This is a genomic window from Streptomyces sp. SID10853 (assembly GCF_010548145.1).
Taxonomy (GTDB): domain Bacteria; phylum Actinomycetota; class Actinomycetes; order Streptomycetales; family Streptomycetaceae; genus Streptomyces.
The window spans coordinates 1-23,773 of record NZ_JAAGLN010000098.1 but is presented as its reverse complement, the minus strand read 5'-3'; the positions used below and the strand labels follow the sequence as shown (position 1 = coordinate 23,773).

19 protein-coding genes are annotated in these 23,773 nt (G+C 72.1%); 8 read left to right on the top strand and 11 right to left on the bottom strand.

Going from position 1 to position 23,773, the window contains the following annotated elements:
- Positions 1-377: 377 nt before the first annotated feature.
- Together G3I19_RS19575 and G3I19_RS19570 are read left to right on the top strand one after the other, a co-directional pair.
- Entirely contained in the window at positions 378-1,067 is a 690-nt protein-coding gene (locus tag G3I19_RS19575; protein ID WP_164264950.1) for a rhomboid-like protein, read from the top strand.
- Between the two features lie 47 nt (positions 1,068-1,114).
- Entirely contained in the window at positions 1,115-2,539 is a 1,425-nt protein-coding gene (locus G3I19_RS19570; protein ID WP_164264948.1) for an FAD-dependent oxidoreductase, read from the top strand.
- Positions 2,540-2,670: 131 nt separating this feature from the next.
- Here G3I19_RS19570 and G3I19_RS19565 read toward each other — a convergent pair whose 3' ends face one another.
- Positions 2,671-3,132 (bottom strand): MarR family transcriptional regulator, encoded by a 462-nt coding sequence (locus tag G3I19_RS19565; protein WP_239074568.1) that lies wholly within the window; start codon positions 3,130-3,132, stop codon positions 2,671-2,673.
- 621 nt (positions 3,133-3,753) lie between these two features.
- On the opposite strand from G3I19_RS19565, the gene G3I19_RS19560 reads away from it, so the two are divergent.
- Both G3I19_RS19560 and G3I19_RS19555 read left to right on the top strand, forming a co-directional pair.
- On the top strand, positions 3,754-5,760 hold the full coding sequence (locus G3I19_RS19560; protein ID WP_343235148.1) for a chloride channel protein: 2,007 nt from the start codon (positions 3,754-3,756) through the stop codon (positions 5,758-5,760).
- 211 nt (positions 5,761-5,971) lie between these two features.
- Positions 5,972-7,888, top strand: a complete 1,917-nt coding sequence (locus tag G3I19_RS19555) for an alpha-L-fucosidase (RefSeq protein WP_164264945.1) — start codon at positions 5,972-5,974, stop codon at positions 7,886-7,888.
- A gap of 85 nt (positions 7,889-7,973) precedes the next feature.
- On the opposite strand, the gene G3I19_RS19550 is transcribed toward G3I19_RS19555, so the two are convergent.
- Positions 7,974-8,606, bottom strand: a complete 633-nt coding sequence (locus tag G3I19_RS19550; RefSeq protein WP_164264944.1) for a TetR/AcrR family transcriptional regulator — start codon at positions 8,604-8,606, stop codon at positions 7,974-7,976.
- A 179-nt stretch (positions 8,607-8,785) separates the two neighbouring features.
- Between G3I19_RS19550 and G3I19_RS19545 the strand changes: the two genes are divergently transcribed.
- A complete protein-coding gene (locus G3I19_RS19545; RefSeq protein ID WP_164264943.1) occupies positions 8,786-9,928 on the top strand; it encodes an NAD(P)/FAD-dependent oxidoreductase in 1,143 nt (380 codons plus the stop codon).
- A 108-nt stretch (positions 9,929-10,036) separates the two neighbouring features.
- On the opposite strand, the gene G3I19_RS19540 is transcribed toward G3I19_RS19545, so the two are convergent.
- Together G3I19_RS19540 and G3I19_RS19535 are read right to left on the bottom strand one after the other, a co-directional pair.
- Complete coding sequence (locus G3I19_RS19540) at positions 10,037-10,456, bottom strand: cupin domain-containing protein (RefSeq protein ID WP_164264942.1); 420 nt, start codon at positions 10,454-10,456, stop codon at positions 10,037-10,039.
- A gap of 113 nt (positions 10,457-10,569) precedes the next feature.
- The gene (locus G3I19_RS19535; RefSeq protein WP_164264941.1) at positions 10,570-11,418 is read right to left on the bottom strand and encodes an SDR family oxidoreductase; all 849 of its coding nucleotides are present in this window, start codon (positions 11,416-11,418) and stop codon (positions 10,570-10,572) included.
- 190 nt (positions 11,419-11,608) lie between these two features.
- Between G3I19_RS19535 and G3I19_RS19530 the strand changes: the two genes are divergently transcribed.
- Together G3I19_RS19530 and G3I19_RS19525 are read left to right on the top strand one after the other, a co-directional pair.
- Entirely contained in the window at positions 11,609-12,478 is an 870-nt protein-coding gene (locus G3I19_RS19530) for a helix-turn-helix transcriptional regulator (protein WP_164264940.1), read from the top strand.
- Positions 12,479-12,641: 163 nt separating this feature from the next.
- Positions 12,642-13,544 carry a LysR family transcriptional regulator gene (locus G3I19_RS19525; protein WP_164264939.1) on the top strand — a complete coding sequence of 301 codons (903 nt, stop codon included), beginning with the start codon at positions 12,642-12,644 and terminating at the stop codon, positions 13,542-13,544.
- A gap of 8 nt (positions 13,545-13,552) precedes the next feature.
- Here G3I19_RS19525 and G3I19_RS19520 read toward each other — a convergent pair whose 3' ends face one another.
- From G3I19_RS19520 to G3I19_RS19485, 7 genes are all read right to left on the bottom strand, one after another.
- A complete protein-coding gene (locus G3I19_RS19520; RefSeq protein ID WP_343235149.1) occupies positions 13,553-14,893 on the bottom strand; it encodes an MFS transporter in 1,341 nt (446 codons plus the stop codon).
- Positions 14,894-14,955: 62 nt separating this feature from the next.
- Positions 14,956-15,450 (bottom strand): nuclear transport factor 2 family protein, encoded by a 495-nt coding sequence (locus G3I19_RS19515; protein WP_164264937.1) that lies wholly within the window; start codon positions 15,448-15,450, stop codon positions 14,956-14,958.
- 80 nt (positions 15,451-15,530) lie between these two features.
- Positions 15,531-16,430: an alpha/beta fold hydrolase gene (locus G3I19_RS19510; protein ID WP_164264936.1), complete on the bottom strand. Its 900-nt coding sequence runs from the start codon at positions 16,428-16,430 to the stop codon at positions 15,531-15,533.
- Between the two features lie 397 nt (positions 16,431-16,827).
- The gene (locus tag G3I19_RS19505) at positions 16,828-18,117 is read right to left on the bottom strand and encodes an alkyl sulfatase dimerization domain-containing protein (RefSeq protein ID WP_164264935.1); all 1,290 of its coding nucleotides are present in this window, start codon (positions 18,115-18,117) and stop codon (positions 16,828-16,830) included.
- Between the two features lie 441 nt (positions 18,118-18,558).
- Complete coding sequence (locus tag G3I19_RS19495; protein WP_164264933.1) at positions 18,559-19,305, bottom strand: SDR family oxidoreductase; 747 nt, start codon at positions 19,303-19,305, stop codon at positions 18,559-18,561.
- Positions 19,305-21,029 (bottom strand): FAD-dependent oxidoreductase, encoded by a 1,725-nt coding sequence (locus G3I19_RS19490; RefSeq protein WP_239074563.1) that lies wholly within the window; start codon positions 21,027-21,029, stop codon positions 19,305-19,307. Before G3I19_RS19490 ends, G3I19_RS19495 begins: the two co-directional genes overlap by 1 nt.
- Positions 21,030-21,083: 54 nt before the next feature.
- Positions 21,084-22,430 carry a serine/threonine-protein kinase gene (locus tag G3I19_RS19485; protein ID WP_164264932.1) on the bottom strand — a complete coding sequence of 449 codons (1,347 nt, stop codon included), beginning with the start codon at positions 22,428-22,430 and terminating at the stop codon, positions 21,084-21,086.
- A gap of 443 nt (positions 22,431-22,873) precedes the next feature.
- Between G3I19_RS19485 and G3I19_RS19480 the strand changes: the two genes are divergently transcribed.
- Positions 22,874-23,773 (top strand): BTAD domain-containing putative transcriptional regulator (locus tag G3I19_RS19480; RefSeq protein WP_164264931.1); only part of this gene is annotated, 900 nt, incomplete at its 3' end.

Below are 23,773 nucleotides of genomic sequence, written 5' to 3'. Positions count from 1 at the left end.
CCGCCGCAGGTTGGTGCGCCGCGACGTCCGCCGGGCCGCCGTTCCCTGCCCCGCCGCCGCCCCCCGCCGGTTCGCTCGTGTCCGCCGCGTTCGCCGCATCCACCCTGTTCGCCGTGTCCGCCGCGTCCGCCGCGTCCGCCGCATCCACCCTGTTCGCCGTGTCCGCCGCGTCCGCCGCGTCCGCCGCATCCACCCTGTTCGCCATATCCGCCCTGTTCGCCATGTCCGCCGTGTTCGGCATGTCCGCCCTGTTCGGCGTGTCCGCCACGTACGCGTTCCCCTCCTGTTGCCACGCCGGCTCCCGCTCTCGTACTCCCCGGCCCCGCCACGGCGCGGTGACCCCCGCGCTGCTGGGGCCCAAGCAGCAGAATCGGCGCATGAACCGCGCCCGCCACGCCGTCGCCTCCTACCTCCGCAGCGCTCCGGGCACCTACGTCTGGCTGGCCATTCTCTTCGTCACCACCATCGCACTGCACCAGATGTCCCCAGGTTTCGAGCGGCACTACCTCGGCAGGCGCTCCACCAACATCCATGAACTGTCCACGCACCCCGTCCGGGTGCTGATCCAGAGCGCGATGTACATCGACGGCGGCGGCTGGATCTCGTACGCCGTCCTCTACACCGTCTTCCACGCGCAGGCCGAGCGCTGGCTCGGCACCCTCCGCTGGCTGACCGTCGCCGTCCTCGCGCACGTCCTCGCCTCGTTCATCAGCGAAGGCGCCCTGCTCTGGGCGATCCGCCACCACCGGGCCCCCGAGTCGGCCGTCAACACCCTCGATGTGGGCGTGAGTTACGCACTGGCCGGGGTGATCGCCGTACTGACGTACCGGATCGCGCGGCCCTGGCGGTGGGTGTATCTGGCCGGTGTCATCGCCGTGTTCGGCCTGCCGCTGTTCACCGACCGCACCTTCACCGACCTGGGCCACTTCACCTCGGTACTCATCGGCCTCGGCTGCTATCCGCTGACCCGGGACATCGGCGGGACACCATGGAACCCCCTGAGTCTCCTGGCCCCCCTGCGGCGCTACGCTCCCGGCAACCGCCGGCGGAACACCGAACGGCCCTGATCAAGCGGCCCCGAACCGGCGGACCGGTCCAGAAGGCAGAGGTCCCCATGAGCTCCACCGTCAGTGGCACAGGCAACGGCACCGTCAACGGCGGCATATCGTTCTGGTACGCGGACCGGGGCACCCCCCTCGCCCGCGAGCCCCTGCCGGGTGACGCGAGCACCGACGTGGTGATCGTCGGCGGCGGGTACACCGGGCTGTGGACGGCGTACTACCTCAAGAAGGCCGTCCCGTTCCTCAACATCACCGTGCTCGAAGCCCGGTTCTGCGGGTACGGCGCGTCCGGCCGCAACGGCGGCTGGCTCTACAACGGCATCGCGGGCCGCGACCGGTACGCGAAGCTGCACGGGCACGAAGCGGCCGTCCGCCTCCAGCAGGCCATGAACGACACGGTGGCCGAGGTCGTGAAGACGGCGGCCGACGAGTCGATCGACGCCGACATTCAGCAGGGCGGCGTCCTCGAAGTCGCCCACACTCCCGCCCAGTTGCAGCGGCTCAAGGACTTCCACTCGGTGGAGGTCGCCTTCGGTGAGACGGACCGCACCCTGCACGGCGCCCGCGAGACCGCCGAGCGGATCCGGGTCACCGGAGCCGTCGGCTCGACCTGGACCCCGCACGGCGCCCGGCTGCACCCGGCGAAACTGGTCCAGGGCCTGGCCGAGACCGTCGAGGCGCTCGGCGTCACCCTCCACGAGTCGACACCCGTCACCGAGATCAGGCCCAAGCACGCGGTCACCCCGTACGGAACGGTCCGCGCGCCCTACATCCTGCGCTGCACCGAGGGGTACACGGCCGGCCTCAAGGGGGCCCGGCGCAGCTGGCTCCCGATGAACTCCTCGATGATCGCCACCGAACCGCTGCCGGAGTCCGTCTGGGACACCATCGGCTGGGACGGCGGCGAGACGCTCGGCGACATGGCACACGCGTACATGTACGCGCAGCGCACCGCCGACGGCCGGATCGCGCTCGGCGGGCGCGGTGTCCCGTACCGCTACGGCTCCCGCGCCGCCCGCGCCGACCGGGCCGGGCGCACCGAGCCCGCCACCATCGACGCGCTGCGCGAGATCCTGGTCCGCTTCTTCCCGGCCACGGCGGGCGTACGGATCGACCACGCCTGGTCCGGGGTGCTCGGCGTCCCGCGCGACTGGTGCGCCACCGTCACCCTGGACCGGTCGACGGGCCTGGGCTGGGCGGGCGGTTACGTCGGCTCGGGTGTGGCCACCGCCAACCTCGCCGCCCGTACGCTGCGCGACCTGATCCAGCAGGACTCGGGCCAGGCGGGCCCGACCGACCTCACCACACTTCCCTGGGTGAACCACAAGGTCCGCAACTGGGAGCCGGAGCCGCTGCGCTGGCTGGGCGTGCACGGGATGTACCGGGCGTACCGGGCGGCGGACGCCCGCGAACTCTCCGGCCGCAGCACGGCCACCGACCGGATCGCGACGATCGCGGACCGGATCGCGGGGCGCTGAGCCCGGGCCTGGCCTGATCCTGCGGCACCGGATCAGAGCCGGTTCCGAGCCGGTGCAGAGCCGGTTCTAAGCCGGTTCCGAGCCGGTGCAGAGCCGGTTCCGAGCCGGCTCCGCGCCGGCTCCGCGCCGGATCAGAACCCGGTGTCGCCCGGGAGCATGTCACGGGCGGCGTCGGGTGCGCCGGGCCGGTCGGGCGCCGGGCTCTCGGCGGCGAGCGTCAGCGCCCTGAGCCCCACCACGAGCCCGGACCGTACGTCCACCGGCAGCCGGCCCACCAGCGCGGCGACCTCACGGTGCCGGTGTTCGAGGACCGTACCGACCAGGGCCGCGCCGTCGTCGGTGGTGCGCAGGACCACCTCGCGCCGGTTGTCCGGATTGACCTTGCGGTCGACCAGGCCGCCCGCCTCCAGCCGGTCCACCATCCGCATCGCGGTGGACGCGTTGACCTCCATCGTGGCCGCCAGCGCCGCCAGTTTCACCGGGCCGCTGGAGTCCAGCACCACCAGCGTCCGCAGCTGGGGAAGGGTCAGGGCGCTGCCGACCTCGGCGAGCGCGCGCGCCGAGAGCCCCACCAGCAGCCGCGCCGCGGCCATCACCGCGGCGGTGACCTCGTCGGTCTCGTCCGCGGGGCCGGTCCCGTCCGCGGGGCTGATCTCGTCCACGGGGCCGGCCGCGTCCCCGGTGCGGCTGCCCGCTGTCGCCTGCTCGCCCGTCATGCGGTCCGTCCACCGTTTCCGACCGCCGGGCTGTCCACCCGGGCGGTCCTGTCCGCCGGGTTCACCCGGCTGCTCATCAGGCCGTACATCAGGCCGTTCACAAGACCGCAACCATCATTGCAGTCTGCAATGGTAGTCTCGGTCTCGCTCCATCGCACTGCTCGAAAGTGACCGCTCGAAACAAACCGCTCGAAACGCTCCACTCGCACCACACCGCTCGCCACACCGCTCATCCGTACCGCACCCAGTATCCGGGCATCCGCACCTGGCGCCTCCCGCGCCACGGGCCGCCCGTCCCCGTACTGCCACCCTCCGCACAGGGCACCGGCAGCCCCCAGGGCAATGACGCCCTTCACCGCCCTCGCGTGAACCTCTCGGACGCAGGACACCGGCACCGCTCCCCTCCCGGTCACCGCCTCACCCGCGGTCATGCCGACGCCCCCTTTCCGTGCGCCCGCGGCGGCCTTGCCCCTGCCTGCTCCACCAACGGAGGAACCTGTGATCCCGCCCGCCCCTGCCCCGAATCCGGACCACCCGAATCCGGACCGCGCCGCCGACCGGCTCACAGCCCCGCGGAAGGTCAAGAGCCTGGGCGACTTCGGTGTCCAGCCCCGGGTCGCGCTGATCGCCCTGCTCGCCCTGCCGGTCGGTGTGGCCGCCGCGCTCGTCGCCGTGGGGCTGCTCAAGCTGATCAACCTGTTCACCAACATCTGCTTCCACGGGCAGTTCACCTTCGGCGCCACCACACCGGGCTCCACCTCGCACGGGTGGCTGATCCTTTTCATGCCCATCGTGGGCGGGCTGGTCATCGGCGTGATGGCGCGGTACGGGTCCGAGAAGATCCGCGGCCACGGCATGCCGGAGGCCATCGAGTCGATCCTCTTCGGCAGCAGCAAGGTGCAGCCCCGGCTGGCCGTGCTCAAGCCCGTCTCGTCGGCCATCGGCATCGGCACCGGCGGGCCCTTCGGCGCCGAGGGCCCGATCATCATGACCGGCGGCGCGGTCGGTTCGATCCTCGCCCAGTTCCTCCATGTCACCACCGACGAACGCAAGACACTGCTGGTCGCCGGTTCCGCCGCGGGCATGGCGGCCACCTTCAACTCCCCGCTGGCCGCGATCCTGCTCGCCGTCGAGCTGCTGCTCTTCGAGTGGCGACCGCGCTCGTACATCCCCGTCGCGGTCGCCGCGGTCACCGCGACCCTGGTCCGCGAACCGATCCTGGGCAGCGCCCCGCTCTTCGGCGGCGCCCATGTCCCGGCCCAGCTGCCCCTCTCCGCGTACGGTCTGTGCCTGGTCTCCGGGCTGGGCGCGGGGCTGCTCGCCCTCGGCGCGACCGCCCTCGTGTACTTCTCCGAGGACATGTTCGCCAAGCTGCCACTGCACTGGATGTGGTGGCCCGCCATCGGCGGCCTGATCATCGGCGCCGGCGGGCTCGTCGAGCCCCGTGCGCTGGGTGTCGGGTACGACGTCATCGACCAGCTCCTCACCGGCCGCGCCACCGTGGGCCTGATCATCGGCATCCTGGTGGTCAAGACCCTGATCTGGGGGCTGTCGCTCGGCTCCGGCACCTCGGGCGGTGTCCTGGCCCCGATGTTCATGATCGGCGGTGCGCTGGGCGCCGCCGAGGGGCTGGTCTTCCCGGCCGTGAGCCCCGGCTTCTGGGCCCTGGTCTCGCTGGCCGGGGTGCTCGGCGGAGTCATGCGCTCCCCGCTGACCGGCATCGTCTTCTGCCTCGAACTGACCCATGAGATGAACGCGATGCTCCCCATGGTGATCACCGCGTCCTCCGCCTATCTCCTGTCGGTGATCATCCTGAAGCGGTCGGTCCTCACCGAGAAGCTCGCCCGCCGGGGGCTGCACCTCAGCCGGGAGTACTCGGTGGACCCGCTGGAGGTCCATCTCGTACGGCAGCTGGAATCCCCCATCACCGCCACGTTCCGTACCGACGAGACCGTGGCCGACATCAAGCGGGAGCTGACCGCCCCGCACGGCAGCCATGACGTCGACGGGTTCCTGGCCCAGCGGCTCTACCCCGTGATGGACCCGGCCGGGCATCTGGCCGGTGTCGTCACCCGCTCCGACTTCCTGTTCAGCTCCCTCGACGACCCGACCCCGCTCGGCGAACTCGCCAGGCCCGCGGTCACCGCGTACCCCGACGAGACCCTGCGGACCATCGCCAACCGGATGGCGACGCACCACGTCACCCGGGTCGTGATCGTGGACCGGGACGACCCGGACCGGCTCGAAGGGCTGCTCAGCCTGCGCCAGTTGCTGGAAGCACGCCGGATAGACCTGCACGAGGAGCACCACGCCGAGCGCTTCCTCAGCCTCGTCCCCCGCCGCTTCCGGCGCCCGGCGGGCGCGCCTGCGCCCAGCGCGGTGGTGGCCGGTTCCGCGGTGACCGGTTCAGCGGTCTCCGGTTCCGCGGTGACCGGATCGGGCGCCCCCGTGACCGGATCCGGGCGGCGCGCCGAGGTGGCGGAGGACGTACAGCAGGACCGGTAGTCCAATAACCCCGTAGCCCCGTAGCCCAGTGAGGGGCGGCCGATGCGCAAATCGGCCGCCCCTCACGGCTGTTCACGTACGGCCCCTTGTCGGCCCTCTTGTCACGGCCCCCGGACGCGCAGCAGACTGCTGCCCGACAGACAGACATTGGATGTCTAGACCATTCTGGGCCATTCGTTCCACTCTGCGTCCACGGACCGAAGGAGTACTCATGGGAACGCCTGTCGGGCGACGATCCGTACTGGCCATAGGCGTAGGCATCGCATCCTTGCCACTCCTGCCCGCCGCACCCGCATCCGCCGCCCCCGGAAAGGGCAGCCCCGACACCGCACCGCTCGGTAAAGATCGGATTACTCCCGCACCGCAGATCGCGATCGACGCGTCCGACACCCCGGACACCATCGTGCGCAAGGCCGCCCATGTCGTCCCCCGGCCCTCCCAAGTCGCCTGGCAGCAGCGGGAGGTGACCGCCTTCACGCACTTCGGCATGAACACCTTCACCGACCGCGAATGGGGCTCGGGCGCCGAGGACGAGGCCACCTTCGACCCGTCGGGGATGGACGCCGACCAGTGGATGCGCGCCTACAAGGCGGCCGGCGCCCGCCAGGTGATGTTCACGGCCAAGCACCACGACGGCTTCGTCCTCTTCCCGACCCGCTACACCAACCACTCGGTCATCGCGAGCCCCTGGTGGATCCGCACCGACGGCTGCACCGACGCCGAGCGGGACGCCACCGCCAAGGCCCGCGCCCGGGCCGAGGCCCACCGCGCCGACGACCCGGCCGCCTACTGGCGGGCCCGGAACGCCGGCTGCCGCAACCCCCAGGGCGACATCCTCGGCACCTACCTCAAGGCCGCCCGCAAGGCCGGCCTCCGGGTGGGTGTCTACCTCTCGCCCGCCGACGGCTCCGAGCAACCGCACGCCTGGCACGCCCAGTACGTCGAGAAGATCCGCGCGAAACAGGCGTCGGGCCGGCAGCTCAGCATCGAGGAGCAGGCCACGGTCGACGACGGTGACCGCGCCCCGGGCGGCCAGGGCCGCTACGGCAGCGACAGCCCGGTCGTCCGCCGTACGATCCCGACCCTGGTCCCCGACGACGATCGGGCGGCCGCGCTCGCCGCGCACCGGATCCCGTCGTTCACCGTGCGGGCCGACGACTACAACGCGTACTACCTGAACCAGCTCTACGAACTCTTCACCCAGTACGGCCCCATCGACGAGCTGTGGCTCGACGGCGCCAACCCCTGGACCGACGCGGGGATCACCGAGAAGTACGACTTCACCGCCTGGTTCCGGCTCATCCACGCCCTCTCCCCCGACACGGTCACCTTCGCGGGGCCGCAGGGCACCCGCTGGATCGGCAACGAGAACGGCGTCGGCCGCACCACGGAGTGGAGCGTCACCCCCGCGACCGCCGACCCCCACACCGCGCACGGCGAAGGGCTGCTCCCGGACGGCGCCAGTGCCACCGACATCGGCTCCCGCGACAAGATCACCGCACCGGGGGTCGAGTACCTCCAGTGGTTCCCCGCCGAGGCGGACGTCTCGCTGCGCCCCGGCTGGTTCTTCCACGCCGACGAGAAGCCGAAGACACCGCAGCAACTGCTCACGATCTACGAGGAGTCGGTGGGCCGCAACGCCGTGCTCCTGCTGAACGTCCCGCCGGGCCAGGACGGCCGTATCGCCGCGCAGGACGTGACATCGCTCACCGCGTTCGGGGACTCGGTCTCCGCGACGTACGGCCACAACCTGCTCACGGCGGGACGCGGCCGCCGTGACCCCGCCCTGCGCACCCTCACCGACGGGCGTCTCAGCACGGCCTGGTCACCGTCGGGCGCGGCCACCACGGGCGCCGTCACGGTGCGGCTCTCCGGGACCCGCGCCTTCGACCGGATCCGGCTGGGCGAGGACATCACCCGCGGCCAGCAGGTGGAGGAGTTCGCGGTCGACGTCTGGACCGGCACCGCCTGGCAGCAGACCGTGGCCGGCACCACGATCGGTTACGCCCGGATCCTGACGCTGCCCGAGCCGGTCACCGCTGACCGCGTCCGGGTCAGGATCCTCCAGGCGCGCACCACCCCGCGCCTCGCGTCGGTGTCACTCCACCTCAACGTGCCGCCGGCGTAGGGCGGTTGGCGAGCCGGTCAGCCGGTGAGCCGGTCAGCCGGTCAGCCGGTCAGCCGGTCAGCCGGTCAGCCGGTGACACCGGACATCACCCGGCCGCGACCGCGTGCCAGCCGTTCTCCAGCAGGTCGAAGGCGCGGGTGATGGCCTGGCGCGGGTCGTCGTGACCGCGGGCGGCGTGCGGGGCTTCGAGGGCGAAGTGGGCCAGGGCCGCGCAGGCGGGATCGTCCGCCGGCAGCCCGCTCTCCTCGGCGATGACCAGGGCCAGGGCCCGGGAGTGGCGCAGCCACATGCTCTGGACGTAATCGCGCAGCGCCGGGGTGCTGTTGACCAGATCGAAGAAGGGGGCGAAACGGTCGTCGGCGCCCGCTGCGGCCCTCCGGTGGTGCAGCGCGTGCTCGCGCAGCGCCGCCGGGATCGACCGGCCACGGGGGCGTTCGCGTACGGCGGCGAGCAGGCGGGCCTCCTGGTCGGCGTCCTCGTCGAAGACGAGGGCCTCCTTGACCGGGAAGTGCTTGAACAGGGTGGTGGTGGACACGTCGGCGGCGTCCGCGATCTCGCGGATGCCGACGTCGTCGTACCCGCGCTCCAGGAACAGCCGCAGGGCGGCGTCGGCGACGGCCTGGCGGGTGGCGGCCTTCTTGCGCTCGCGGCGCCCCAGCGGCGCCGCGGCGGGGGCAGGGGTGGCAGAGGCGGTGGCGGTGGTGTCCGGGTCCGGCATGGCCACGAGTCTACCTCTTTGGTTGCACGACTAAAAAAGTGCAACGGTTGCACTTAGTGAGTCGGTGTGCTCTTCTGGGGCAGCGGCCCGCACCTCACGCCCTACGCAGCACCGCCCCACGGCGCCACTGCCCCACGGCAGCACCGCCCCGTGCCGCGCGACCCGAACGGAGCACCGCCATGACCACGACCACGACCACCACCCCCCGTATCGCGATCATCGGAGCCGGTCCCGGCGGCCTGACCTGCGCCCGCATCCTTCAGCGGCACGGCGTCACCGCGACCGTCCACGACCGCGACACCGGCCCCGACGCCCGGAACCAGGGCGGCACCCTTGACCTGCACGAGGACAACGGCCAGCTCGCCCTGCGCGAAGCCGGACTGCTCGATGAGTTCTTCCGGCTGTCCCGCCCCGAGGGCCAGGAGATGCGCAAGCTGGACACGGCGGGCACGCTCCTCTTCCATCACACCCCCGAAGAGGGCGACCGCTTCAAGCCGGAGATCGACCGCGGCCAGCTGCGCGGCCTTCTCCTCGACTCGCTCCAGCCCGGCACCGTGCGCTGGGGACACACCCTGCGGGCCGTCACCGGCCCGGCGGAAGGCCCCCGGCAGCTGCACTTCACCGACGGCACCACGGTCGAGGCCGACCTCGTCATCGGCGCCGACGGCGCCTGGTCCACGGTCCGGCGCGTCCTCTCCCCTGCCACCCCCCAGTACACCGGCATCAGCTTCCTCGAAGCCTGGTTCGACGACGTCGAGAACCGGCACCCCGACATCGCCGGCCTCGTCGGGCAGGGCAGCACAGCCGCGGCCGACGGCGACCGGTGCCTGTTCGCGCAGCGCAACAGCGGCGACCACATCCGCGTCTACGCCATCCAGCGTGTCCCCGCCGACTGGCTCACCGCCCACGGCCTGACCGCCCAGGACACCGACGGCATCCGCGCCTGGCTCCTCGACCAGTACCGCGACTGGTCACCCCGGATGCGCCGGCTGATCACCGACAACGACGGCCAATACGTCGACCGCCCCATCCACGCCCTGCCGGTCCCCCACACCTGGGAGCACAACCCCACGGTCACGCTGCTCGGCGACGCCGCCCACCTCATGCCCCCGCTCGGCGTCGGCGTCAACCTCGCCATGCTCGACGCCTGCGAACTCGCCCTGGCCATCGTGGACAACAACGCCGTCGCCGACGCCGTCCGCACGTACGAGAAGAGCATGCTGCCCCGCTCCGGCGACATGCAGCGGGCGCTCGACAAGGCCACCGACGGCCTGCTCTCCACGGAGCTGCCGCCGGAGTTCGCCACCGACACGAGCCGTTGAGCCGTGGCCGTTGACCGCGGGCCGTTGAGCCGCGGGCCGTGGGCCGCGAGCCGTGGGCCGTGGGCCGTGGGCCGTTGAGTCACGGGCGGAGGGGGTGGGTACCGGGGGTCAGCTGCTGCGGGTGCGCGGGGCTGCGTACTGCTCGTCGGTGACGTGTTCCAGCCAGGTGGTCTCGGGCCGGTCGTCGCCGGGTGCGGTGCCGTCCCACAGGGCGAGGTGCTGCATGAACCGGTCCTCGGCCGCGCCGTGCCAGTGCTCCTCGCCGGGCGGACAGGTCACCGTCTCGCCGGGACGCGCCTCGTAGACGGTGCCGTCGCGGGTGCCGACGAGTGCGGTACCGGCCACGACGTGGAGGGTCTGGCCGACGGCGTGGTGGTGCCAGGCGGTGCGGGCCCCGGGGGCGAAGCGGACCATGTTGGCGCGGATCCGGGAGGGCTCGGCGCCGGCGTGGATGACGTCGAACCAGACGTCGCCGTTGAACCACTCCGCGGGCCCCTTGCCGGTGGGCCGGGGCTGGACGAATTCCATGGGGTGCTCTCTTTCGGTCGGGGTTCCGGTCGGTTCCGGGTCGGGTCGGGGGGCGGGGTTCCGGTCGGTTACGGGCCCGAGTGCCGGTCGGGGACGCTGGGCTGCCTGCCGTCTCAGGCCGCGTCGTCGTACGAGAGCCCGGTGCCCAACGCACGGGACGCGCGGGCCTGTTCGGCGATCTCCGCACCCCTGGCCTCGGCCGCGGGTATGGAGTCGTCGCCGGCGACGAACCGCAGCGGCGGCTCCTCCATGCCGATGACGTCCAGCAAGGCGTCGGCGAGCTTGGCCGGGTCTCCCGCCTGCCGGCCGTTCATCGACTGCCACATCCTCTTCATCTCGGCGGTGCGCCCGGCGTAGTCGTCAAGCGACAGCTCCGCCCAGCTGGTGGAGGCGTCCACCAGCAGTTCGGTACGGAAGAAGCCGGGCTCGACGATCGTGGTGCGGATCCCGTAGGGCTCCAGGTCGTGGCGCAGGGACTCCATCCAGCCCTCGGCGCCGAACTTCGACGCCGCGTAGGCGACACAGAACTCCTGGCCGACCAGACCGGCGATCGAGGAGACCGTGACGATGTGCCCGGACCGCTGGGCCCGCATGACGGGCAGGACGGCCCGGGTGACGTTCATCGGGCCGAACAGGTTCGTCTCGATCTGTGCCCGCATCTGGGCGTCCGAGACCTCCTCGAAATAGCCGGCCTGGAAGGCGGCCGCGTTGTTGATCAGTACGTCGATCCGGCCGAACCGCCGCACGGCGGCCCCGACCGCGGCGCGGGCGGCGTCCGGGGATGTGATGTCCAGGGAGACGGCCAGCAGGTGGTCGTTGTCCTGTTCGCCGCCCAGAGCCTCGAAGACCTTCCGCGGGTCGCGGGCGGTGGCGACGACCCGGTGGCCGGCGCCCAGCGCCTGGCGGACGATGTCGGTGCCCAGGCCCCGTCCGGCACCGGTGACGAAGATGACCTTGCTCATGAAAACCGCTCCTTGCCTTCCTGCTCCCGTGTCCGGTCGGCCCAGTACGACGTCACCCACATTGACGTCACTCACTTTGACGACGTCATCCACATTGACGCCTGTTCTCATGCCCGAAAAGAGGAGAGATTCTTCCTGGGAGGAAACTGTCCCTCCCAGGAGCCGTGAATCCGGTGCGATAGTGGAGAGCATGAGCAGCAATCCCAGGCGGGACGAACTGGGCGAGTTCCTGAAGGCCCGGCGCGGCGAGCTGACCCCGCGCGCCGTCGGCCTCCCCGACAGCTCCGCCCCTCGCCGGGTGAGCGGACTGCGCAGGGAGGAGGTCGCGCAGCTCGCGTCGATCTCCACCGATTACTACACCCGCCTCGAACAGGGACGCATGCCGGCGTCGGCGCCGGTCCTCCAGGCGCTCGCGGAGGCGCTGCACCTGGACGACGACCAGCGCCGCTATCTGTTCGGCCTGGCCGGGAAGGAGTCCGCCAAGCCACGCCGGCGCACTCTCCAGAAGGTGCAGCCGCAGCTGCGCAGGCTGCTGGACGATCTCGGCTGCACCCCCGCCGTCGTGATGGGCCGCAGGATGGACGTCATCGCGTGGAATCCGCTCGCGGCAGCGCTGGTCACCGATTTCTCCCAGGTCCCCGAAAAGCACCGGAATTACGTACGGATCCTTTTCACCGACCCCTCGATGCGCACCCTCTACGCGGACTGGAAAAGCGTCGCCCGTACCGCGGTCGCTCAATTGCGTATGGAGGCGGCGAAGTACCCGGACGATCCGCGGCTGACCGCGCTGGTCGGGGAACTGTCCGTGCGGGACCCCGATTTCCGCACCTGGTGGGCCGCCCACCACGTCGCCACCCTGAGCGTGGGCACCAAGGTCCTCCACCACCCGGTCGCCGGTGAACTCTCCCTGGACTGGGACACGCTGACCGCCAGCACCGACCCCGACCAGCAACTGGTCGTGTGGACCGCCGAGGTCGGCTCGCCCACCCATGACGGACTGCGGATCCTCGCCTCCTGGGCCGCCGCCCAGCACCGGACCACCGCGGGCCCGGCCGGCTGACCGGCTCAGCCTCCACGCACCCGCACCCGCACCCGCCCCCGCACCCGGCCTGGACCGGCCCCGGCGCCGCCGCCTAGTGTGCGACGGGGCCACGGGCCTGCGACGACGGCGAAAGAGCCGGGGTACGTCCATCGCGGCGGCGGTGGGGTGAGGCGGGGGCCTGGTGGAACGGTACGAGATCGAGACGTTCCTGGCGTTGGCCGAAGAGCTCCACTTCGCGCGGACCGCTGAACGGCTGCGCGTCACTCCCGGCCGGGTCAGCCAGACGGTCAAGGCACTGGAGCGCCGTATCGGCGGTGCCCTGTTCGAACGTAACAGCCGTCGCGTGGCCCTCACCCCGGTCGGCCGGCAGCTGCGCGACGAACTGCTCCCCGCGTACCGGCAGATCCAGCGTGCCATCAGCAGGGCGGCGGCGGCCTGTGCGGATTTCAGTGGTGTGCTGCGCGTCGGATTCACCGCCCCCTGGAGCGGTGACCTCATCGTGCGGGCGGCTGAGGTGTTCCACTCCCGGCATCCCCGCTGCGCCGTCGAGCTGCAGGAGGTGACGTTCCACGCTGCCATCGAGGCGCTGCGGGACGAAGACGTCGACCTGGCGATCGCCGAGCCCCCCGTGGTGGAGCCCGGCATCGTCGTCGGCCCCGTCGTGCTCTCCGAGCGCCGCGCCCTCGTGGTGCCCGCCGGCCACTTCCTGGCCGCACAGGAAACGGTGTCGCAGGAAGACCTCGCCCTCCTGCCGCTGGTCACGGCCGCCGGCGTCTCCGAAGCCTGGCGCGAAGCCTTCTATCCCCGGCACACCCCGCAGGGCCGCCCCCTCACCCACGGCCCGGTGGCCGCGGGCTGGCAGGAGCTGCTTTCGCTGGTCGGGGCGGGCAAGGGCGCCACGGTGGCCACCCTCCGGGCGGGCGACTACCACGGCCGCCCCGACGTCACCTACGTACCGTTCGACGACGCGCCGCCGGTCGACTACGCCCTGCTCTGGCGGGACTCCGGCGGCCCTCCCGGAGTCCGGGCCCTCATCGACACCGTCCTCGAACTCACCTCACGACGCCCGGCCGGCCCTGCCTGAGACGGCAGTTACGCGCCCGCCACCCGGTGCCCGCTGCCCCGGGGCAGCGACAGCGTCGCGGCCGTCGTCAGTACGAGTCCGGCCGCCGCCACCAGCATGCCCCACCGCATGCCGGTCAGAAACGTGCCCGCACCGGCGAGCAGCGCCCCGAAGACCGCCACCGCGATCGCACCGCCCACCTGACGACCCGTGTTGAGTACGGCGCCCGCGGTTCCCGCCCGCTCCGCGGGTACCGCGTCGAGCAGCAGCGCGGTCAGCGCCGGAACGGTGAGCGCCCCGCCGAGGCCGACCGGCACCATCAGGGCCGCCACCATCCACACATTCGTGTGTGCGCCGACCGTGGTCAGCGCCACCAGCCCGGCCGCTCCGACCAGTTGCCCCGAGACCATCGGCATCCGCGGCCCGAACCGTGCGGCCAGCTTCGCCGATGCCAGGTTCACCACGGCGACCAGCGCCGTCATCGGAATGAACATCACGCCCGCGTGCAGCGCGGTCTGCCCGCGCTGCTGCTGGAGGTACAGGCTGAAGATGAACACCCCTCCGTAGTAAGCGGCGTTGAGCATGAAGCCGACCACCAGGGACACCGCCACCACCCGCGAGCGGAACAACGGCAGCGGCAGCATCGGGTGCGCGCCCCTGGCCTGCGCGGCCAGGAAGGCGGCCGCCGCGACCACAGCGACCAGCAGCGCCACCAGCACGAGCGGCCGGCCGAAGCCCTTGTCGCCGCCGTCGATCACGCCGTACGTCAGCGCGCCCATCGCGACCACCGCTGTCACCTGCCCAACCGCGTCCAGGCGCGCGGGCAGCCGCGGGGAGGCCGGCACCCGGGCGAGCAGGGCGAGGGCCAGCAGACCCGCCGGCAGGTTCACGAAGAAGATCCAGCGCCACCCCACGGATGCGGTGAGCGCCCCGCCGACCACCGGCCCCGCCGCCACCGCGACCGCGCCGCCCACGGTCCAGACGGCGATCGCCCGCGCCCGCTTCGCCTGGTCGGGGAAGCCCTGCCTGACCAGCGCGAGCGACGCCGGCATCATCACCGCCGCCGCACCCCCCTGCACCAGCCGCGCGGCCACCAGCACACCGATCCCGGGCGCCAGTCCGCAGGCGGCGGAGGCCAGCGCGAAGAGCACAAGCCCGCCGCCGTACGCCCGGCGGGCCCCGATACGGTCGGAGAGCGCGCCCGCGGAGAGCATCAGCGCGGCGAAGATCAGCGTGTAGCCGTCGACCACCCACTGCAGACCTGACATGCCGACGCCGAGGCTGCGCCCGATGTCGGGCAGCGCGACGGTGACGATCAACGCGTCCAGCGAGATGAGGAAGAAGCCCAGCAGAGCGGCGCCGAGCACCACCCGGGGCCCGCCCCGGGCGGCGGACGGCGACGACGTGGCGACCGATGCGGGAGCAGAGGTGGTCATCGCCGGGCGGCCGCCTGTACGGGAAGGTCCTGGTTGCCCTTGCCCCAGGTCGCGGTCATCACCACGGTGTGGATCAGCCAGCGGCCGCCGCTCCTGGTCAGCTCCCAGCGGTAGTCGCCGCCGAGCGTCCACAGCGGCGTCCCGTGGGCGGTGGCCAGCCGGTGCGTGGCCTGGAAGGAGGCCGTGCAGACGGCGCGGTCCCCGTCGGTCTCGACGAGCTGGTTGGTGATCAGGTGCTGGGTGGCGTCGTAGCCGCCGAGCGTCGCGGACCAGGCGTCGGCGATCTCCTGCGGGGTGAGCTGGGCGGGCGCACCGCCGGTCAGGCTCGTGTAGTCGAGCAGCACCTTCTCGGCGAACAGTCCGCGCAGCAGCTCCCACTCGCGGCGGTCCGCGTGCACGGCCATCCGCGTGCAGGTCTCGGCAACGGCGTACTTGGACCCGACGGCCTCAGCGGACTCGGCGGGCTCGGCGGACTCAGCGGACTCGGACATGACGGGTGGTCTCCTGTCGGCAGTACGGGTGTTCACGGCGTGCGGTGTTCAGAGCCCGCGGTGTTCAGAACCTGCGGGGTTCACAGCGTGCGGGCGAAGTGCTCGGCCGCCGCGTCCGCGGCGAGGCCGACCTGCGGCGCCCCGTCGTAGAAGTCGAACTGGACTCCCTCGGTCCACAGGAACTTCCGGTCTCCTGTGAGGCCGTCGTAGAAGAGCCGCGCACCGTCCGGGATGGCGGCGTCCTCGCTGTGTACGAGCAGCACGGGCGCGGAGACCTTCGGAGCGAGCGCGACGGCATCGAGGTCCAGCCACTCGGACCAGGCCATGACCGCGTACCGGTTGGGCCACTCGGCGATCCCGCCGCGCTCCGGGTTGAGGTAGAAGTCGATGTCGAACGGCATGGCCGCGTCCGGGTCGCTGCCGCTGACCACCGGCACATAGGCGACCTCCCCGGTCTCCTCGTACCGCCGCCGGGCCGCGGCCGCCGCCGCCTTCTTCGCCTCGATGCCCTCCGGGCCGCCGTAGTTCTGCTCGCAGATACGGCGGTCGTGCAGCCAGGGCGCCACCAGCGCCAGCGACCCCACCCGTGCGTCATCGGCGGCGAAGGCGCTCGCGTACATCGCCCCCGCGCACACCCCCAGCGCGCCCAACTGTCCGTCGCTCACCGCCGGGTGGGCGCTCAGGAAGTCCGCGGCCGCGCGGAGGTCGCGGAGCTTCAGTTCCGCCGACTCGTAGTCGCGGGGCTCGCCTCCGGACTCGCCGTAGCCGGTGAAGTCGAATGCCAGCGCCGCATAGCCGCGCCGCGCCAGCTCTTCGGCGTACCGGTCGGCCATCTGCTCCTTGACGCTGGTCCACGTCCCGGCCACCACAACGCCCGCCACCGGGCGGGCCGCGCCGTCCCCGTTGGGATCGGGCAGAAAGAGATGACCGGCGAGCTCGGCCGTACCGCTGACGAACCGCACCTGTTCACGCAGGGGCATAGCAGGGCTCCTCGGGAGAAGGGGATACGGCGGCCGCACCGATGCACAGCCGCAGGGACGCACAGCCGCACGGCAGCACGGCAGCACAGCCTCCCGGCGCCGGTCGGCCGCCGACCCCCTCACGTTGACATCGGGCGGCCCCCTCGGACAACGCCCCATCCGTAAACCCTGGTTGAGCGGAGCTAAACCCGGCCGTCGAGTTCGATGTCCACGCGTACGGCGGTCCCGCCCCGGAACGGGCTGTTCACCGGGTCATCCCCCAACGGCGAGCCGGTGCCCGACGCCACTTGCCGACGCAGGCGGTGCTGTAGCCGTTGTACCGACCGGGCCGTCGAAGGTGCCGGGGCGCCGAAGCCCACACCGTCGAGCGGCACGGCACCGACGTGCGGCCGGCGGCTCATGCCGCACCTCCGGCGGCGCGCACCCAGCGGGCGCCGGTCCTGAAGTTCACCTGCGCCATCAGCGAGGGCTCGGCCTGGGCGCGTGCCTCCAGCACCTCGTCGTAACAGGTCCGGGCGTCCGCGTCGGAGCGGTCGGCGAGGAAGGCCCACTCCGCGAGGTGGCAGGCGAGCCGCAGATCCGTGGCGGCCAGTTCCCTGGCCCGCGCCACGAGCGCCGCCACTCCGCCGGCCAGCCGCGCCACCTCGGCCGCCTGGGCGTCCTGGGAGGAGGGCAGCAGATGCGACGGGTAGCCGTCCCACCAGCCGGAGTAGCGGCGGATGACGTTACGGCAGATGAACTCCGGCTTGTCGTAGATCGCGGGCAGCCGTGGATGGTCCCGCAGCTCTGCGGGGATCTCCAGGGTGTCCACGATCTCGTCGGGCAGGACGCCGTTGTTGAGTCCGGTCAGCGTGTGGCCGACGATGATCCGCAGATAGCGGGCGAGTGAGGTGAGTTCGTCGGCGACGGCTTCTGTCCCGGTGGCCGGGTCACCGTGGCCGGGGATGATCACCGAGGGGCGCAGCGTGGCCATCTCCTCGGCCGCGTCGGCCCATTCCTCGGCGTACCGCTGGACCTTCTTGGGGTTCCCGGCGTTGGGGAGGTAGCCGGTGATCAGGTCACCGGCGGCGATGACGGCGCGCTCGGGCGCCCACACCCAGGCGGCGTCGTCGGTCTCGCCCTTGCCGTGCCGTACGACGAACCGCTCGCCACCGATGGCCAGTTCCAGCCGGTCGTCGAACAGCCGGGTGGGCCAGGCGAAGTCCTCGCGGGCGTCGGGCCACGCCTTGCCGTCCGCGCCGGGCTGCTGGTTGTTGATCCGGGCGTTCAGGCCCGCTGTCTTGATGTAGCGCTCGAAGTGGGCGGGCAGCGCGCGGTGCGCGACGATCACCGGGCGCTCTCCGGCGTCGAGGAACGCCCAGAGCCCGAAGGCGTGGTCGCTGTGGCCGTGCGTGTAGACGACGGTGTGGAGCGGCTTGTCGCTGACCGAGCGCACCGCCTCCAGCAGCGCGGGCCCGTCGCCCGCGCACCCGCAGTCGACGAGGAGGAGCCCCTCGTCCGTCTCGAACAGCGCGACGTTCACCATGCCGGGCTGGATGAACCAGGTGCGCGGGGCGACCTCGATGACGCGGGGCTCGAAGCCCGACCCCTGGGCGCGGTCGAAGAGATGCTTTGCCTGGTCGGGGCTGAAGAGGCCGAACGCGGCCCGTGCCGTGGCCTGTTGGTTCTCGGGGAAGATGAGTTTCATGACGTCGTCCGTTCTCGGGAGAAGGAGCTTCCGTCGTTCGGAGCGCACGTTAAGGAACACGCCTTAACGTGGTCAACGATCCGTCCCACTCACCGGACGGCCCCGTGACAGACCCCAGAGCGAACACCCGTGGCCTTCCCATCGACGCCGCCGAACGGCTCTTCGCCGAGCGGGGGATCGACGCCGTCTCGCTGCGGACCGTGGGCGCGGAGGCGGGGCAGCGCAACACGTCGGCCGCGCAGGACCACTTCGGCTCCCGGCAGGCCCTGCTCGACGCCATCACCGCGGCGCGTTCGGCCGGCGGTTCTCGGGTCGCCGCGCCGGTCCCGGTTGCGCGGGTAGCCGCACCGGTCCCGGTTGCGCGAGGCCCGCCAGGTGCTGGAAGGCCCGCCAGGTGGGAGGGCCCGTCAGGCGGGAAGGCCCGTCAGGCGGGAGGCCCCGTCAGATGTGGGAGCCTCCGTCGACCCTGATCTCCGCTCCCGTGAGGTAACTCCCGTCCCGCGAGGCAGCGAAGGCGATGACACCGGCGATCTGCTCCGGCTCCGCGGCGCCCAGCAGCGACCGGATCCGGCCGTAGTAACTGGCGTCCAGCTCCGGCGGCAGGACGTGCGGCCCCACCAGCGGTGTGGCGACCGTGCCGGGTGACACGGGCACGACGCGGATGCCCCGGTGCACCACTTCGGCGGCCAGCGACAGGGAGAACGCCAGCACCGCGCCCTTCGACGCCGAGTACGCGCTCATGTACGGGTTCCCGTGCGCGGCCGACGACGAGGCCACATTGACGATGACGCCCGTCCCGTCGGGCAGGTGCCGCAGCGCCTCCCGGCAGAACAGCGCCGTGCCGACGGCGTTGACGGTGAACAGCTGCTGCATGTCGGCGACGGTCAGCCGGTCGATGGGCGTCGTCCGGTGGATGCCCGCCACATTGATCAGGGCATCGATGCCGCCCAGCTCAGCGGCGGCCGCCCCTACGGCCTCCACGACGGCGCTCTCGTCGGAGACGTCGGCGACATGGGTCACGATCCGCCCCGGCCCGGTGGCCACCGCGGCGGTCTCCCGCAGGCCGTCGCCCGAGAGGTCGACGGCGAACACGGCCGCCCCCTCGGCCACCAGACGTACCGCCGTGGCCCGGCCGATACCGGACCCCGCCCCGGTGAGCAGGACATCGACACCCTCGAAGCGGTCCATCACGGCCCTTCCGCCGGCGGGGCGGTGAGCGGCCCGGTGACCGGTCCGCGGGCCGCGGCCACCCCGGCCCTGCGGCCGAAGAACGTGCCGTCACCCAGCGACGTACCGCTGATGTACCCCTCGCCATGGATGCCGGACGCTGCCCGCCCGGCCGCGAACAGCCCGGCGACGGGGGTGCCGGAGACATCGAGGACCGCGCCGTCGACGGTCGTACGGAGCCCGCCGAGGGTGAATCCGGAGGCGCCCGTCCCCGCGCCCGTCCTGCCGCCCTCGCCGTTGAAGCCGAGGCGCGGGTCGATCGCGGCGAAGGGCGCCTTCAGCGGCCGCAGCCACCGGGCGTCCTTGTGGAAGTGCGGGTCCTGGCCCTCCTCGGCGTACCTGTTGTACGTGGCCACCGACGACTCCAGCGCGCCCGCCGGCATCCCGAGCTCCTCCTCCAGCTCGGCCAGGGTCTCCCCGGCGAACCGCGGGAGCACCCCCCAGCGGTCCGCCTCGGGCACGTCCTCGTAGCCCTCCTCGTCGACGATCACCCAGTACGGTCCCGGCTGGGTCAGCACCGCGGCCACGCTGTACAGGCCCGGGTAAACGTCCTCGTTGACGAAGCGCTGCCCGTGGCCGTTGACCAGCATGCCGCGGACGGCCATCGCGGGGAGAGCGGTGAGCGCGACCTGTGTGACCGACATGCGCCGGGTGGCCGCTCCGGTCGCGGCCGCCATCCGGATGCCGCTGCCGTCGTCAAGACCGTCGCTGACCTTGCCGTGGCCGATGAGGTGCGGCGCGTGGTCGGCCAGCATCTCCTCGTTGTCGACGAAGCCGCCGGTGGTGAGCACCACCCCCTTGCGGGCGCGGTAGGCCCGCTCCTCGCCGTACTGCCGGGCGGTGACGCCGACGACCCGGCCGTCGTCGTCCACGATCAGCGCCGTGGCCAGGGTGTCGGTGTGGGTGAGCGCCCCGGCGGCCCCGGCTGCCGCGACGAGCTTCTCCATGATCAGCCAGCCGCCGTACGACTCGGTGGCGCAGCGGTGGCCGCGCGGCGCGGGGCGGGCGACGGTGTTGTACGGCCAGGCGTTCTCGCCCAGCCACATCAGACCGTCCTTCGACAGCGGCATCCAGGTGGGGGCGTCCCACAGGCTCTCCTGGAAGGTGAGACCGCGGTCGACGAACCACTGGAAGTGCCCGGCGCTCCCGTCGCAGTAGACCCGCAGCTTCTCCTCGTCGGCGTGCGGGCCCAGTGCCACCTTCAGATAGGCGAACATGTCGTCCGCGGTGTCCTGGAAACCGCACGCCGTCTGCACCGGTGTGCCACCGCCGAGATAGAGCTCGCCGCCGGACAGGGCCGATGAACCGCCCGGCCCGCCGGCCCGCTCCAGTACGAGGACATCCGCGCCGGCCGAGGCCGCTTCGAAGGCCGCGGCCGCGCCCGCGCAGCCGTAGCCGACGACGAGGACGTCGGTCTCGGCGTCGTACCGCGAGACGGACGAGGCGGGGACCGGTGTCACCGGCCGGGAGAGGGACGCGGTCCCCGCCCCGCCGGCCGGGGCCGGGACACCCTGCCCGGCCGGGGGCGGGGCGCCCTGCTCGACCGGGGCCGGGACACCCTGTTCCGCCGTCGGCGGAGCTCCCTGCCCGGTTGCGGGCAAGTCCCCTGGTCCGGCGGTGACTTCACGCACGGTCGAGCCGTGGCTCAGCGCCATCTTCCCTGCCTTCCACGTCCCTGTGGTCAACGGTCCTTGGCACCGTAACCGGGGCCCCGCGGGGGCGCGCCTCGATTGTCCCGGTCAGCGGGAAGCGGGCGTTCCCGGCAGACGGACCTGTGCGGCCGGCCGCTGGTTCCGGACGTCGCGGCGGATGTACTCGCCGATGGTGAGGGCCGTCGCCAGGTAGAAGAGCCACATGCCGGTGGAGGGCTCCATGGGGACGTGCGGGTCGTACCAGGGCGGGTAGTTCGCCGCCTGCCAGCTCAGGCCGGCGACGGCGAGTGCCGCTGCCGCGTAACCGCCCAGGCGCGGCAGCGTTCCGGCGCCCGGCACGAGCCCCGCCGTCAGTGCGAGGGTCGCCCCCAGGCCGAGGATGACGAGCGGTGTGGTGACGGCCGCCCACGCCTGGGCGTCCCACGTGGAGAAGTCCTGACCCCTGACCCTGAACAGCGGCCCCGCGAAAGCCCCGATGGTGCCGCGCACCGGCCCGCTCCACAGGGACCCGTTGTGCGGGCCTCCGTACGAATAGGCGCGTATGAACCCGGAAACGAGGAACAGCGCCAGCAAGGCCCCAGGAGCGGCGAGCCTCGCCCGGAGCGATCCACTCCGCACGACGGCCCCGGCTCCGGACAGGCCCGGGGCGGCCGCGCCTCCCCCGGGCAGCACGAGGGTCGGCTTCGCCGCCGGCGCGCGCAGCTGCCGCGCGCACTCGGCAGCGGACGGCCGGTCCTGGGGAAGGTGAGACGTCATGCGAGTGAGCAGCGGCACCAGATGCCCGGGGACCGCCGCGCGGGCGGCACCGGTCAACTGCGCGGCGGGGCCGCGCTGACCGGTCAGTTTCTCGACCAGCACCAGCCCGAGCGCGTACACGTCGGACGCGGGAGTGGCGCCTGCTCCCCCGAACTGTTCGGGCGCCATGTAGGCCGGGGTGCCGAACGCCTTGCCGGTGGTCGTGACCGTGCGCGTGAGGGAGTTGTCGTCCCGGGCGATACCGAAGTCCATCAGCACGGTGCGCCCGTCCGTGCAGATCATGATGTTGGCCGGCTTGACGTCCCGGTGCACCACGTTGGCCGCGTGGACATGTGCGAGGGCGTCGGCCAGGCGCGCCCCGGTCTCGACGGCCGAGTCGGGCCACGCGGTCTCCCAGGTACCGCCGTGCAGCATCTCCATCACGAGATACGGCAAGGGGAGGCCGCCGTGGTCGATCGTTCCCGCGTCGTGGACGGTGACGATGCTGCCGTGGTTCAGCGATGCCAGAATCCGGGCCTCGCGGGCGAACCGCCTGGCCGCTTCCGGGTACTGCGCGACGCCCGTGATGAACTTGATCGCGACCCGCCGGTTGAGGTTGTGGTCCAGCGCCTCCCAGACCTCACCGAACCCGCCCCTGCCCAGCACGCGCTGCACCTGGTAGCGGCCCCCGACCGTCATGTCCTCGCGCAACCGATTCCCCCGATCCGCCCGTACCTCATGACGCCGCATCAGCTGACTTACAGTCAAGGCCAGATGGGGCTCCCACGGCAAGACCGGGGGCCCGGGCGTCGGCCCACCCGGCGAACGACTGCCCCGGGCCGCGTCGCACCCTCGTACGGCACTCGTCAGGAGTGGGGGAGGTGGGCGGATACCTCCCGCGGTACGCACCGGCTTCGACAGCGGTAGCGGTCGGGGACCGCGCCGGAACTCGCATCCTGCATATTCAACGGGCGGGAACAGGCCGGGTGACCGGCCCCCGAGGTGGCACCAAGGGTTGTGCTGCCTGCACGGTCGTGAATTCATGCAGGGTTCCAGCGGAGGGTCCGACTCGTTTGAGCCAGGGTAACGCGATGACCGACGACGTTCTTGAATCCGAACTCCGATTCGAAATTCTTGGCCCGATGAACATCAGATCCGGTGGCAACCACGTCGACCTCGGCCCGCCCCGCCAGCGCGCACTGCTCGCCGTCCTCCTCATCAACGTCGGCCGGGTGGTCCCGCTCACCTCCATCATCCAGGCCGTCTGGGGACAGAACCCCCCACGTCAGGTCACCGGAACGCTCCAGGCGTACGTCTCCCGGCTGCGGAAGGTGCTGCGGCACCACGACCGGTCCGTGCGGCTCACCCACCACCTCCACGGCTATCTGCTGCAGGCCGACGCCCAGTCCGTCGACGCCGTGGTGTTCGAGGCGAAGGCCAGGAACTGCCGGAAACTCCTCGAAGGCGGTGATCCCGGAGCCGCCCGTTCCGGAGCCTGGTCGGCCCTTGAGCTGTGGAAGGGCAAACCCCTTGAGGAGCTCTGCGACTACGAGTTCGCGGTGATGGAGGCGGACCGCCTCGGCCAGGTCCGCCTCCGCGCCCTCGATGTGTGGGCCCAGGCATGCCTCCAACTGGGCGCGTACGACGAGGTGACGATCCAGCTCGGGGAGGAACTGCGCCGGGACCCGGCTCTGGAGCGGCTGGGCGGCCAGCTGATGCTGGCCCAATACCACTCGGGGCAGCCGGCGGAAGCCCTTCAGACGTACGAACGGATCCGCATCGCGGTGGCCAAGGACCTGGGGGCCGATCTCAGCCGGGAACTGCAAGCCCTGCACGGGAAGATACTCCGGCAGGACCTCGCGGACTTACCGGTGCCCGGCTCGCCCTCCCGCCCCGCCGCGCCCTCGCAGGCCCCCGCCGCTCAAGCCCCCACGGCTCAAGCCCCTGCCTCGCAGACCCCTCCGACGCCCGGCCCACCGACGCCCGCCCCTGCAACGCCCGCCCCGGCAGCGCCCGGACCACCGGTGCCGCCGGCACCGCAG